Annotated in this window: 11 protein-coding genes; 2 read left to right on the top strand and 9 right to left on the bottom strand. The window is 68.7% G+C overall.

Going from position 1 to position 12,012, the window contains the following annotated elements:
* Positions 1-36 precede the first annotated feature (36 nt).
* From BKN51_RS12595 to BKN51_RS12580, 4 genes are all read right to left on the bottom strand, one after another.
* Positions 37-1,542 carry an FAD-dependent oxidoreductase gene (locus tag BKN51_RS12595; protein ID WP_101607823.1) on the bottom strand — a complete coding sequence of 502 codons (1,506 nt, stop codon included), beginning with the start codon at positions 1,540-1,542 and terminating at the stop codon, positions 37-39.
* A 1-nt stretch (position 1,543) separates the two neighbouring features.
* A complete protein-coding gene (locus BKN51_RS12590) occupies positions 1,544-2,452 on the bottom strand; it encodes an AurF N-oxygenase family protein (RefSeq protein WP_101607822.1) in 909 nt (302 codons plus the stop codon).
* Positions 2,453-2,582: 130 nt separating this feature from the next.
* The gene (locus tag BKN51_RS12585; RefSeq protein ID WP_101607821.1) at positions 2,583-3,926 is read right to left on the bottom strand and encodes an MFS transporter; all 1,344 of its coding nucleotides are present in this window, start codon (positions 3,924-3,926) and stop codon (positions 2,583-2,585) included.
* Positions 3,927-3,978: 52 nt separating this feature from the next.
* A complete protein-coding gene (locus BKN51_RS12580) occupies positions 3,979-4,809 on the bottom strand; it encodes an ESX secretion-associated protein EspG (RefSeq protein ID WP_233223257.1) in 831 nt (276 codons plus the stop codon).
* Positions 4,810-5,040: 231 nt separating this feature from the next.
* On the opposite strand from BKN51_RS12580, the gene BKN51_RS12575 reads away from it, so the two are divergent.
* On the top strand, positions 5,041-5,520 hold the full coding sequence (locus tag BKN51_RS12575) for a hypothetical protein (protein ID WP_101607820.1): 480 nt from the start codon (positions 5,041-5,043) through the stop codon (positions 5,518-5,520).
* A gap of 544 nt (positions 5,521-6,064) precedes the next feature.
* Here BKN51_RS12575 and BKN51_RS12570 read toward each other — a convergent pair.
* Complete coding sequence (locus tag BKN51_RS12570) at positions 6,065-6,757, bottom strand: nitroreductase (RefSeq protein ID WP_101607819.1); 693 nt, start codon at positions 6,755-6,757, stop codon at positions 6,065-6,067.
* 102 nt (positions 6,758-6,859) lie between these two features.
* On the opposite strand from BKN51_RS12570, the gene BKN51_RS12565 reads away from it, so the two are divergent.
* Positions 6,860-7,450, top strand: coding sequence for a TetR/AcrR family transcriptional regulator (locus BKN51_RS12565; protein WP_101607818.1), 591 nt, complete (start codon positions 6,860-6,862; stop codon positions 7,448-7,450).
* Positions 7,451-7,465: 15 nt separating this feature from the next.
* Here BKN51_RS12565 and BKN51_RS12560 read toward each other — a convergent pair whose 3' ends face one another.
* From BKN51_RS12560 to BKN51_RS12545, 4 genes are all read right to left on the bottom strand, one after another.
* Complete coding sequence (locus tag BKN51_RS12560) at positions 7,466-8,119, bottom strand: Sua5/YciO/YrdC/YwlC family protein (RefSeq protein WP_101607817.1); 654 nt, start codon at positions 8,117-8,119, stop codon at positions 7,466-7,468.
* On the bottom strand, positions 8,116-9,357 hold the full coding sequence (locus tag BKN51_RS12555; protein ID WP_101607816.1) for a 2-isopropylmalate synthase: 1,242 nt from the start codon (positions 9,355-9,357) through the stop codon (positions 8,116-8,118). Before BKN51_RS12555 ends, BKN51_RS12560 begins: the two co-directional genes overlap by 4 nt.
* A gap of 496 nt (positions 9,358-9,853) precedes the next feature.
* On the bottom strand, positions 9,854-10,303 hold the full coding sequence (locus BKN51_RS12550) for a DUF6294 family protein (protein WP_146044348.1): 450 nt from the start codon (positions 10,301-10,303) through the stop codon (positions 9,854-9,856).
* Positions 10,304-10,542: 239 nt separating this feature from the next.
* Positions 10,543-12,009, bottom strand: a complete 1,467-nt coding sequence (locus tag BKN51_RS12545; protein WP_158255770.1) for an alpha/beta hydrolase — start codon at positions 12,007-12,009, stop codon at positions 10,543-10,545.
* Between the last annotated feature and the right edge of the window lie 3 nt (positions 12,010-12,012).

Raw genomic sequence — 12,012 nt, 5'->3', positions numbered from 1 at the left:
CACGCTCATCCGAGCGAAGGCCCACAGGCAATCCGGTCAGCGGCCGCGGAATCGCGCAGCCAGCGCGGCGATCGGCGAGCGCCTCGTCCGGACGGGAAGCCTGCCGGAGGTGATGTCGCCCAGCAGGGTTCCCACGGTCTCCTTCGCACAGGTGCGGTTCGCGCCGATCCCGCCCGAAGGACCGCGTTTGATCCAGCCGACGACGTAGGCGCCGAGGCGTCCGTCGACGCGGCCGGCGGTGTTCGGGATGGTGCCGCGGCTGTCGTCGAACGGAAGGCCCGGCACGGGGACACCGTGGTATCCGACGGCGCGCACGATCTGGCCTGCGGCGATCTCGGCCTGCCCGTCCGCGCTCGTGACGCGCAGGCCGCGCACCTGCCCGTCTCCGATGATTTCCGTGGGAGCGGAGTGGAAACGCAGGACGATGCGGCGTCGGTCCGCGTCCGGCGGCGCGGTCCAGTCGACGGTCTCGCGGCCGAGTTCGCGCAGCAGTTTCGCCTTGCCGGTGCCCGCGTCGATCGCGGCCGCGGTGCGCGGGTCCGCGTCGTCGACGACGAGTGGCACGCCGGCGCGCCCGGCGAGCGCGAGCAGTTCCTGGGTGGAGTAGGCGGCGTCCTCCGGTCCTCGCCGGGCGAGCAGGACGACTTCCCGGATCTTGCTGGTGAGCAAGCGTTCCAGCGCGTGCGGGGCGATCGTGGTGCCGGCCAGGGTGTCCGGGTCGGCGGTGAGGATCCGGGCCACATCGAGGGCGACGTTGCCGGTGCCGACCAGCACGACGCGTTCCGCGGACAGGTCCACCGCGTTCGCGGGGACGTCCGGATGGCCGTTGTACCAGGCGACCACGGTGGTCGCGGCGACACTGCCGGGCAGTTCCTCCCCGTCCAGACCGAGGCTTCGCGCGGACGAGGCGCCGACCGCGTAGACGACGGCGTCGTGGCGCCCGGCCAGTTCGTCGACGGTGACGTCCCGCCCGACCTCGGTGCCCAGGACCAGCCGCAGCCTCGGGTGCTCGTGGAGCCGCGAGAACGTCTCGCCGATCCGTTTCGTGGCGGGGTGGTCAGGGGCGACGCCGTAGCGGACGAGCCCGCCCGCGACCGGCAGCCGGTCGATCAGGGTGACCCGCGCGTTCGTGTGCAGGAGCAGGTCCTCGACGGCGTACATACCGGCCGGGCCGGAGCCGACGACGGCGATGTCCGGCGGCGCGAAGTCGCTCGGAATGGCCCTGTCGAACGCCGGCGGGCTCCAGCGGTGGAAGTTGGGCGCCGGGTCCGCCGAGGACACGACCTCGCGGTCCGCGAAGTACTCCGCGTTGATGCCCGCGTAGACCTGGAGTGGTCCGGTCAGCAGATCCGCCGGGAAGATCGCGTCCACCGGGCAGGCGTCCGCGCAGGCTCCGCAATCGATGCACGACGCGGGGTCGACGTAGAGCATCTCGGTGGTGCCGAAATCCGGCTCGTCCGGCGTCGGATGGATGCAGTTGACCGGGCAGACCGACACGCAGGTGGCGTCGCTGCAGCAGGTCTGGGTGATCGCGAAGGCCATCTCAGATCAGGTTCGCCCGCTTGTAGAACACCAGCGCGGGGCGGGTGAGCAGACCGCACGAGCCGAGGAACTCCATCAGACCGGCGCAACTGGAGCGCATCATCGACTTGTGGTGCTCGTTGGCCTTCGCCTCGCGCAACGCGCGCGCTGTGTCGAGTCCCGCGTTCTTGTAGACGTCGCGGTTGACCATGCTGCTGACAATGAAGTACGACGCGATCGCGATGACCAGCGCGTTGATCCGGCGGCGCACGGGGCCCGCGCCCTCCAGTTGCTCACGCGTCTCGTCCCTGGCGAACTTCATGTGCCGGGACTCTTCGACCACGTGGATGTTGTTGATGGTGCGCACGAACGGGACCACGCGCTCGTCGCGCATCCAGTCACGCTGCATCACGTCGAGGACTTCTTCGGCGACGAGGATCGCCGCGTACGCGGCTTCACCGGTCGCCGTCGCCTTGAAGACCCGGCCGAGCTCGACGGCGAGCCGGCGCGGTCGATACGGGGGCGCGCCGAGTTTCGCGGCGCCGCGGGCGAACATGATCGAGTGGCGGCATTCGTCGGCGATCTCGGTCAGCGCCCACTGGAAGGCCGGGTCGGTCGGGTCCTTGGCATAGAAATCGCGCAGCACCATCTGCTGGAGGATCATCTCGAACCAGATGCCGGTGCTCGCGACCGAAGCGGCTTCCTGGCGCGTGAGTTCCTTCTGCTGCTCCGGGCTCATCTCGGCCCAGTAGCTCGTGCCGTAGAGGGTGCTCCACTCCGGGCTCGCGCCGTGGAAGTCCTTGTCCAGCGGCGTCTCCCAGTCCACTTCGGTGGCCGGGTCGTAGGACAGCATCGCGGCCGAATCGAGAAGCCGCTGAGCGGTCTCGCGGCGGCCGGCCCCGGCCGTGCGCGGCACATCGGTGCTGGTCATACGGACCTCCCTGACGACGTCGACAGCTGCGCGCGGCTACATGTTACCGCGATTCACTGTTACCTAAGGTAACACCTAAATGGCCGCGTGGCCAGGCGCGTGGGGCCGGTGTCATGACGCGGTTCTGGAGCTAGACCGGCTCGGCGCCGAAGTCGGTCCCCTTGGTCTCGGCACTGAAAAGCAGGGCGACCAGGGTGACCGCGATGGTGGCGACCAGATACAGCACGACGGCGGTGGTGCCGTGGTTCTCGACGAGCCAGACGGCGATGAAGGGCGCCGGCGCGCCGGCGATGATCGACGAGCCCTGGAAGACCAGGGAGGCTCCGGCGAAGCGGCGCTCGGTCGGGAAGAGTTCCGCGATCCAGGCGGCCTCCGGACCGGCGAGGAGCCCGTGCAGCGCCGCGCCGACGCCAACGCCGACATAGAGCAGCGGCAGGCTGTCCGATTGGACCATCAGGAAGAACAACGGCGCCCAGATCGCCAGTCCCGCGGCGGGAACCAGCATCGCGATTCGCCGTCCGACCACATCCGACCAGTGACCGCCCGCCAGCATGCCCGCGAACTGCAGCAGGGATCCGACGGTCACCGCGAGGAGGACGTCGGATTTGGTGTACCCGAACGAAGTCGTGGCATAAGCCACCACGAAGACGGTGTAGACGTAGAACGCGACGTTCTCGCCCAGTCGCACGCCGAGGCCGCGCAGGACCGGTCCCAGGTGAGCGAGTGTTTCCAGGATGCTCGACCGCGACCGTTCGGCCGCGGCGGAGTCGGCGCGTGACCGCGCCTGCCGGAACACGGGCGATTCGTCGATGCGACGGCGGATCCAGAAGCCGATGACCAGCAGGGGAACGGCGAGCAGGAACCCGATGCGCCAGCCCCAGTGCTCGAACTGCCCGCTGGGCAGCGCGATCGTCAGCAACCCCACCACCCCGGTCGCCAGTACCGTGCCGAGCGGGGCGCCCGCCTGTGGCCAGGCGGACCAGAACCCCCGGCGGCGGGGGCTTCCGTACTCACTCACCATCAGCACGGCGGCACCGAACTCGCCACCGAGCGCGAAGCCCTGGATCAGGCGCAGGACGACGAGCGAGATCGTCGCCCCGATCCCCGCCCGCGCGTACGTGGGCAGCAGCCCGATGGCCGACGTGGACAGGCCGAGCAGCAGGAACGTCACGACCAGCATGGGTTTACGGCCGAGGCGGTCGCCGAGATGGCCGAAGACGATGCCTCCGATCGGCCGCGCGACGAACCCCAGTCCTTGGGTGGCCAGAGCCAGCAGCAACTGCGCGACGGCGTTACCACCGGGGAAGAACAGCGGCCCGAGCACGGTCGCGGCGAGGATGCCGTAGAGGGCGAAGTCGTACCACTCCAGCACGGCCCCCGCGGTACTGCCCGCCAGCACACGCCGGAACGCCGAACGGCTCACTCCCGTCGACTTGGCAACGGTCACCTCGTCCGGGCTGGGCAGGTCGGGCATTTCGCTCTCCTCGGAACGACGATCGGTCAGCGTGCGGCAGACGGATACTGGCTCACCACAGGTGGCTGAACGCACCTGTTTCGCGCGCATACCGGCTCTCGATGAAGTCGTCGTCCGCGAGCCCTTTGATCCGGGCCGTCAAGGTCGCATCGTCGGCAGGCATCAGCGTGACCGATCCGTAGCTGCGCATGACGACGTACCGGCCATCGGAACTATCCACAAAGGACAATGGGCGGACGGCCGTCAGTGCTTTCCCGGCGACTCCCGGTCGTGCCGCACTCACCTGACCGGTCGCCCTCGCCCTCGCCAGAACACGCAGGAACCACTCGGCGCCATCAGGGGTCACCCCGTGCTCGATCAAGGATCGCTTGCCGGCGCTGAGCAGCCCCGATCGCCGCCACGCCCGGCGCGACCGGGTGAGAGCGAGTTCGCTCACCCGCAGAGGCCGCCCGGTTCCCGGCTGGGCATCGGGCACGGCTTCCAGCATGCCTTCCGCCATCTTCTTCGCGTTCATCCATCCCAGTTCCACGGTCTCGTCCCGCAGAACCACGCGCAGCGCCCGGCCGGTGGGCTGAGGAAAACAGCCGATCGACACCTGGCCGGCGGAGTCGCGGTAGCGCACGGACAGCGCGAGATCGCGGTCGTCCATCGCCCGCAAGGCCTGCAGCAGATCGCCGTCGAGATTGTCCGCGTCTCCGAGGCTGTTGGAGGTCAGCCATCGATGTGCGCGGGCACGGCATTCTTCTCGCTCCGACTCGTCACCGCCGTGGCGGCGCACGACGAGTGGCGACGGCATGGGCCCGAGGCGGAGCCGTTCCCACAACACTTCGTAGACCAGCGCAGGAAGGGCGGGAAGCGCCATCGTCACCGAACTGCGGATCACCTCGAAGCTCCCGCCTGCCTGCTCTCCGGGGCGAACCCGGTTCGCAGCATGTTATCCGGCCACAGTCGCCGACGGGGTTCGTGACGGTCAGAATTTCAGCCGCCCGAAGTCGATGTAGCCGGTCTCGCTCGCGACGGCCTGTTTGAGTAGTTCTACTCGTGGCAGGTACCGGGAATCCCGGCAGTATCGGTGAGGACCGCTCCGCGGAGAGCGGCTGACCTTGGGGGTTCCATGAAGTTCCGCCATGCCTTCACCACACTCGCCGTCACCGCCGGCCTGGCCACCGCGTTCGCGCCGGCCGCAGCCGCCGAGCCCGTCGCGAGTCTCGACTTCACCGCCGAACAGGGTGCACATCCGGTCGACGGCAGAAGCGGTCATTGGACCGCCTCTCCGGAGAACGAGGTGCGGTTCTGGGAGAGCGGCGCGACCCTGCGAATGGACGCCGAGACTGACCATGGGTTCGACTACATCGCACTCGACTTCACCGCGCCGTCCGGAAACCTCCAGGCAGGCACCTATGACCACGTCGGAGGCGCGCATATCCTGACCACCTCCAACGGCCTGGCCTGCATCGACGACTATTCGACGTTCACGATCGACCACATCGAACGCGGTGCGGAGGGACTCGTCGCCCTCGACGCGACGTTCGAACAGCGCTGCGGCAGCCCGACGTCACCTGCCCTGCGCGGTGAGGTCCACTACCGGCGCTGAGCCGGATGTAGGTGTCCGGTTCAGGTTTACGACCGGAAGGCTTCGACGTCGTAGATCTGGACCGGCCACACCTTTGCAGCGGGGGTCGTGGGTGGCAAAGAGGGTTATTGAGGAGAAGGGCAAACGCGTCGTGTTCGCGGGCGGGTCGCGACGAGCCTCCAGTGTCGCGGATCTGGCCGTCCGACGAGAGCCGGCCGCATCCCGATCGTCCATAGAGGACACCTGCGAGCGAATAAATGTCTGATTGATGCCTATTTGCACGCTTTGTAAGCAGGGTCGTGAGTGGCAATGCGCGTTCTAACCCTCTTTATCACTCACGACCCCCTCGAAACCGCACATCCAGCCATCAACCGAACATTCAGCCGTCAGAGAGTGCCCCCGCGGACACTTGAGGAACGATTGGCGCCCGCCGACCGGTCCAGAACCGTGCCGCGAAGGCCACCTCTCAGCCTTGAAGCCAGCGAAGGGGTCCTTCATCGCAGAGGCTCGATCACGCCACATTTGACTTACCCCTCAATAACCCGAATCGCCACCCACGACCCGTTCACCAGGCGTGAAATGCCGTGGTCGCCTCGAGCGCGGCTCGCCCGGTCGCGACCCGGTTCACCGGCGCGGTCTCGTCGGCATAGCCGAAGGAGATGCCCAAGAGCAGCTTTCCCGCAGTGACACCGAGTTCCCCGCGGACAGTGTCGGCGTAGAAGCTCAGCAAGCCCTGCGGGCAGCTGGCCACACCGTACGCGGCCATCGCCAGGAGCAACGTCTGCATGTAGGCACCGACGTCCGCCGCCAGTCGCGGCCCGCCGTCACCGGTGACGAACAGGAACGCGGCGTGTGGCGAACCGTAGAACCGCAGACTCTCCGCGTCATAAGCCGCACGTGCCGCCGAGTCGTCCGGGGCTATGCCCAACGCCCCGTACAGCTCCGCGCCGAACACGGCCCGGCGCGCGTGATGCACTTCCGAATACATGTCCTCGGAGTACGGGAAGTCCACCGAGATGCGCTTCTCGGCGTGGGCCGCCTGCAGGGCATTCGCCAGGCGCTCACGCGCCGCGCCGCTCACCACCTCCACCCGCCATGGCTGCGCGTTGGAATTGGACGGTGCGGCACCGGCCAGCGAGAAGATCGCACGCAGGGTGTCCTCGGGCACGGCTTCAGGACGGAAAGCGCGCGTCGCGTGACGACCGCCTATCAGCTTCTCCGCGCTGTACTTCAGCTCGACAGGGACCGACACGCTCATGAAACACTCCTCAACGACAACTTAGGTAAACGGGTGTGTTTACCTCTGAGTCGAGGCTAGCAACTCGGTCCACCGAAGTAAACACAGGCGTATACTTGACCGATGGAAACGACGCCTACGGTCACTCGACGACAGGGACGTGGCGGCCGGGAGCGCATCCTGGCCGCTGCCGCCCGGTTGTTCGCGACTCAGGGAATCAACGCGACCGGCATGGAACAGGTCGCGGAAGAGGCACCGGTCTCCAAGCGCACGCTCTACGTGCATTTTCGGACCAAGAGCGACTTGGTCATCGCACACCTGCAGGACCTCGCGTCTTCGGGCGCGACCCTGGAAAGCAGCTTGACCCGCGAAGACATTCCCGTACGGGAGCGGATCCTCGGGCTGTTCAGCCAGCCCTCGGCGACCACGTCTCCGGTACGCGGATGCCCGTTCATCGACGCCGCCGCGGAGTTCCCCGACGTGGAGAGCGCGGTTCACTCCTACGCCCGCGAGCAGAAACTGCGGATGGTGCAGCTCGTCTCCGCGCTGGTGACAGAGCTGGGCTGCCGCGACCCCGGCGCACTCGCCGAGCAGTTGGTGATCCTCGCGGACGGGGCCGCCAGCCGAGCCATGGTGCTGAACGACGCCGACTACGGCAGGCATGGACGGGCGGCAGCGGAGGTCCTCCTCGAGCGCGCTCTGCCCTCTTGTTGAGGCCGAGTAGAGGTTTCAGGTCGCGACGTAGACGGCGCGCAAGCGCGCGAGGTAGGCATCGGGCCCGCTGTATGCGCGGTCCTGAGCACCAGGACGGGTATGCGCCAGCCCGTGGTTCCGGCTCACGCGCAGAGTGGTGGTCGCCGCGCGCCCGGCGACGGACGAGTCGTCGGTGGCATCGAGAACGTGGACTTCCGGCGGGAACATCGCGCGCGCCTCGGCGGGAGACGCCGCAGGCGGGTGCCCGGTCCGGTTGGCGCTGCTGACGTGCAGGTGCCCGATGCCGGTGAGGATCGGGCGCAGCGGATCCCAGCAGGCGCCGAATACGAGGGCATGGCCGTCGCGGGTGGCCGGCGACGCCCAGTCCGGCACCCGGTCGGTCGCCAACGGCAGCAACAGCGTCAGCCGCTCGTGCACCAGGAGGTCACGGGCGAGGTCGCGGGTGGCGTTGTCGAGGTCGAGTGCGTCGGCGAACTCGGTCCACCGCTCGTCGTCGACCAGCCACAGCGCGACGGCCTGGTCCGCCGGGCGGCCTTTGGCGGTGTTGACGACATCGGGTGAGGTCGCGGCGACCACGGAGGTCAACGGGTACGGATTGGGAAACACGACGGCCGAGCCCGCTCGCAGCGCGTCGGCGGCCGCAGCCGACTCCGCGATCGACGGCGTCACGTCGCCGTCACCGGCGTGGTCGCGCGGAACGCGTCGACGAACCCGACCAGGCTCTCGACCGGGATGACGGCTTCGTTGCGGCGGAACGCTTCCGCCTTCACCCATGCCAAGGCGGCCGCCGTCTCCGCGCGGTCGAGTACCAGCCCCGCGAGTTCGCCGACCGCGCGCAGGACCCGGGCGCTGGCGAGGTGGGTCAGCACGACGGCCGGCTCGATGCCCAGAATCGCGGGGTCGTAGGGCTGGAACGTTTCCGGTCGCACGAACGGCGTGCCGGTGGAGATCGTGCCGACCCCGGTGCCGACGATCGGTGTGGTCACGGTCAGCGGCAGGCCGGTCTCCACCGACACCGAGCGGGCGATGGCGGGAATCCTGGTCAGGTCGGGCGCGGTGTGCCAGAGGTCGGCCTCGCCCAGCAGTTCGGCGGTGCGATGGGCGAGCAGGAACAGGATCTGTTCGGTGGCGACCATGCCACTGCGCTCGGCGACGCCCAGCCACGAGCTCGACACGACCCGGACCCCGGCCCGGACCGCTGCCAGGGTGTTCGCCAGGCCGAGACCCAGGTCGTTGTGCAGGTGTGAGGCCAGGACGACGTCCTCGCCTACCCGCTCGAGCAGGCCCTGGAACAGTGCGCCGCAGCGCTCGGTGAGCAGATCGCCGGTGGTGTCGGCGACGACGATCACCCCGGCGCCCGCTGCGGTCAAGGTGGTCGCCGCGTCGGCCATCACATCGAGGTCGGCGCGGGGCGCGTCGGCGAAACACACGTCCGGGATGACGCCGCTATCGCCGTCGCGCACGGCGCGCACCAGCGCGACGGCGTCGGTGAGCGCTTCGATCGCGGGGCGGTGCACCATCGCGTCGGCCATCTCGTCGGACGCGGGCACCACGATCATCACCCGCGCGTTCGGCACACCCCGTACCGCGTCGCAGGCCTGTCGGACATCGTCGAGGGTGGCGCGGCAGACCGCCGCGGGGCTGACGGATCCGGCCGCTTCCAGCGCGACTCGGCGGGTGGCGGCGAACTCTTCCGCGCACACCGCGGGGAAGCCGGCCGCGAACACCACGTGCCTCGGCCCGTCGCCACCGAACACCAGTCCCTGTTCCCGAGCCAGCCGCACGCGAAAGTCCGCGCTCATCAGGGTTTTGCCCTGGGCGCCGTCGCGGGCCGACTCCTCCCACAACACCAACCGCCCGCCCAGCGCGGATTCTCTGACCAGATCCGGCGTACCCACCGTGCTCATCCTCCCCCGGCAGTCCGGATGCGTTCCCGGAGCGAAGACAAAGTGAACTGGGCCGGAGAGGACCACGTCAAAGTGCCAATGCTCACAGCGCGTGGCTGATAGACGCTGTTTTGGCGACGCAGTGTGATTGCCCTGCGAGTGGCTCGACGAGAATCCCGCCGGAAGATGGAGTCGTGCTCAGCGCTGCGTGATGGCGCCGTAGTGCCGGCGTCGAGTCTGGAGTAGGCGTCAGTCGATCGGGCGGTTCCCGTCCTCCCCGACGCCCGCCGGAGCGAAACCACCGATGGGAGCGATTGCCCGACGACCGATCCGGGTACCTGAAGGATCATGTGGATGGTGCTGGTGATCCCGCTGCTGGTCATGTCGTTCGCGCTGCTGATGGAGCGTGTCGAAGCGAATGTGCCCGAACGCGATCCCAGCCGCGCCCCCGAACCCATCTGAGTCACCGCACGGCACCGGGCGTGCGTGGTCCGGCAGACCACACACGCCCGGGCGGCTAGCAGTGGCTGGTCATCCGCATACCGTTGATCCGGTCGTAGAACCGGGCGTCGAACGACCCGGCGTCGAACCACCAGTGCCATTGGTTCTTGACCGTGCCCTTGACGAACTTCGGGTTACCGCCGTGGTGGATGGGTCCCAGCACGACACCGGCACTGTCCAGCAGGTTCACCCACATCAGCCAGGCGTCGTTGCTGTCGCTGCTGACGAGCCTCGCCTCGAACGAGGCACTGCCGTTCGGGAACAGCGTCCATTTCGCACCGTCCAGCGTGCAGTCCCCCGCCGTGATGCGGCCCCAGGTGAACCAGCACGAGCTCGAACCGGTGCACGTGGCCTGCGCGGTGGTGGACGACGCGGTTCCGGCCGACGCGGGTGCGGCGAAGACACTGCCGATCCCCAGTACGAGAATTGTCAAAATGGTCGCCATGCGGCGCGTTTTTGTCATCATGATGTCTCTCTCCGGTGGTGGTCGAATTCCTGCCGATCGCGAAAGACCGGAAGTCGACGCTAACTTTCCGGAGGTCACCGAAGCGATCACTTACGCGCGGCCACAGGGGACGCCGATAGTGCGGAACCGCTGAACGGCAAGGCAATCGGCGACGGCGTTGCCTCTCACACCGGGAGAGCGGCGCGTGTCGCACTGTGCGAAATCCTGTGTCGGCTATCCGACGAAACCCGATAAGGAAATCAATCGACCGGCGGAGCAAGTTCGCCGGGGCAGAACGTACCGGGCGCCGGCAGCGTGCCATCGAAAAGGTACGCGTTGCCCAGCTTCCGGAGACACCGGTTGCCCAGAAGGTAGGCGGCGTGCCCGTCACCGTGCCAGACCGTGCTCGCCCGGGGAAACTGCCCGGCGACGTGCGCCGCTCCGAGATTGGCGGTGTTGTTGTCCAGCTCGCCGATCGTCACCAGCGCGGCAGGTGCCTTGGGCGCCGACAGCGGACGCGGCGGATACGCCGGATCACCGGGAACACCCGCGCAGCGGCCGAGTTCGAAGCGGCCTTCGATCCAGCCGAAGCGCGGTGCGAGGGCCTTGAGCCTGCGCTCGATGCGGAGGAACTCGCGGTAGTCGGGCGTCTGGGGCATGAAGTCGTGGCACAGGATCGCGTTCTGCACGGACCCCGTCGGCCCGTCGGGCGGGAATCGGAGAACGGTGAGGAAGTCGCTCGCGTCACCGGTGGCCGCTTCCGCGATGGCCTGGGCCAGTGCGGGCCATCGCGGCGGAGTCATGCCGACGAGCGCGCCGGCGAACAGGTCCCCCGCCGTGACGACGCGACCAGGTCCCGCTCCGGGCGCCGGCACCGGCGCGCGCTGGGCCGTCGCGACGAGTTCGTCCCACGCGTTCGCGGCGTCCCTGCCGTGCAGGGCACAGGACGCCGCGCGGGCGCACCAGTCCCGAAAGCGCAGGAGCTGCCGTTCCTGGGTGAGCGCGTAGTCGGCCAGCCAGTCAGCCAGCCGGGGCCGGGTGTGGTCGGCGACGCCGTCGAGGTAGAGCCGCTCCAGCCGGTCACCGAACAGTTCGGCGTAGGCCTGGCCGTAGGTGGTGCCGTAGGAATTGCCGAAGTACCGCAACCTCGCCTCGCCGAGCGCGGCCCGGATCGCGTCGAGATCGTGCGCGGTCTGCCAGGAGTCGAGCCCGGCGAACACCGGGCCCGCCGCTTGACGGCACCCGGCATCGTAGGCGGCGTTCTCCCCGACCTGGGCCTGCCAACCCGCTTCGTCCTGATGCCGCACCAACCCGAGGATCGAGGCAGGCGGACGCGGGCACACGATCTGCGTGCCACCGGTGCTCCGTCCGAGACCGCGGGGGTCGAAGACGACGACGTCCAGCCGCTCGGTGAGTTCGTCGAGCCAGGTCTGGAGCGGCGCGGGCCTCGGTCCGACGATGGTCGTCGTGCTGTTCCCGGCGCCGAGGTTGGCCACCACCGTGCCGGTGCGGCGAGCCGGATCCTTCGCCGTCACCCGCACGACGTCGATACCGGTGGACGGCCCGCCGGGATCCCTCCAGTCCACCGGAACCCTCAGCACCGCGCACTGCGCGCCGTTGCCGCAGTCCTGCCAGTTCAGCGACGGGTGCGGGGCGGCCGACGCGGGAGCCGTCGACAACGCCAGCATCACGGCCACGATCACGGCGCCGTACCTTCGACTTGTCATCCG

The organism is Amycolatopsis sp. BJA-103 (assembly GCF_002849735.1).
GTDB lineage: Bacteria > Actinomycetota > Actinomycetes > Mycobacteriales > Pseudonocardiaceae > Amycolatopsis.
The sequence above is the reverse complement of the archived record's forward strand: the minus strand, read 5'-3'. Positions and strand labels throughout refer to the sequence as shown.

What these genes read in the sequence shown, in the direction of transcription:
- BKN51_RS12575 (WP_101607820.1), top strand. Translation starts at nt 5,041, where the DNA reads ATGAAGTTCCGCCATGCCTTCACCACACTCGCCGTCACCGCCGGCCTG.
- BKN51_RS12570 (WP_101607819.1), bottom strand. Translation starts at nt 6,757, where the DNA reads ATGAGCGTGTCGGTCCCTGTCGAGCTGAAGTACAGCGCGGAGAAGCTG.
- BKN51_RS12590 (WP_101607822.1), bottom strand. Translation starts at nt 2,452, where the DNA reads ATGACCAGCACCGATGTGCCGCGCACGGCCGGGGCCGGCCGCCGCGAG.
- BKN51_RS12545 (WP_158255770.1), bottom strand. Translation starts at nt 12,009, where the DNA reads ATGACAAGTCGAAGGTACGGCGCCGTGATCGTGGCCGTGATGCTGGCG.
- BKN51_RS12565 (WP_101607818.1), top strand. Translation starts at nt 6,860, where the DNA reads ATGGAAACGACGCCTACGGTCACTCGACGACAGGGACGTGGCGGCCGG.
- BKN51_RS12550 (WP_146044348.1), bottom strand. Translation starts at nt 10,303, where the DNA reads ATGATGACAAAAACGCGCCGCATGGCGACCATTTTGACAATTCTCGTA.
- BKN51_RS12555 (WP_101607816.1), bottom strand. Translation starts at nt 9,357, where the DNA reads ATGAGCACGGTGGGTACGCCGGATCTGGTCAGAGAATCCGCGCTGGGC.
- BKN51_RS12585 (WP_101607821.1), bottom strand. Translation starts at nt 3,926, where the DNA reads ATGCCCGACCTGCCCAGCCCGGACGAGGTGACCGTTGCCAAGTCGACG.
- BKN51_RS12595 (WP_101607823.1), bottom strand. Translation starts at nt 1,542, where the DNA reads ATGGCCTTCGCGATCACCCAGACCTGCTGCAGCGACGCCACCTGCGTG.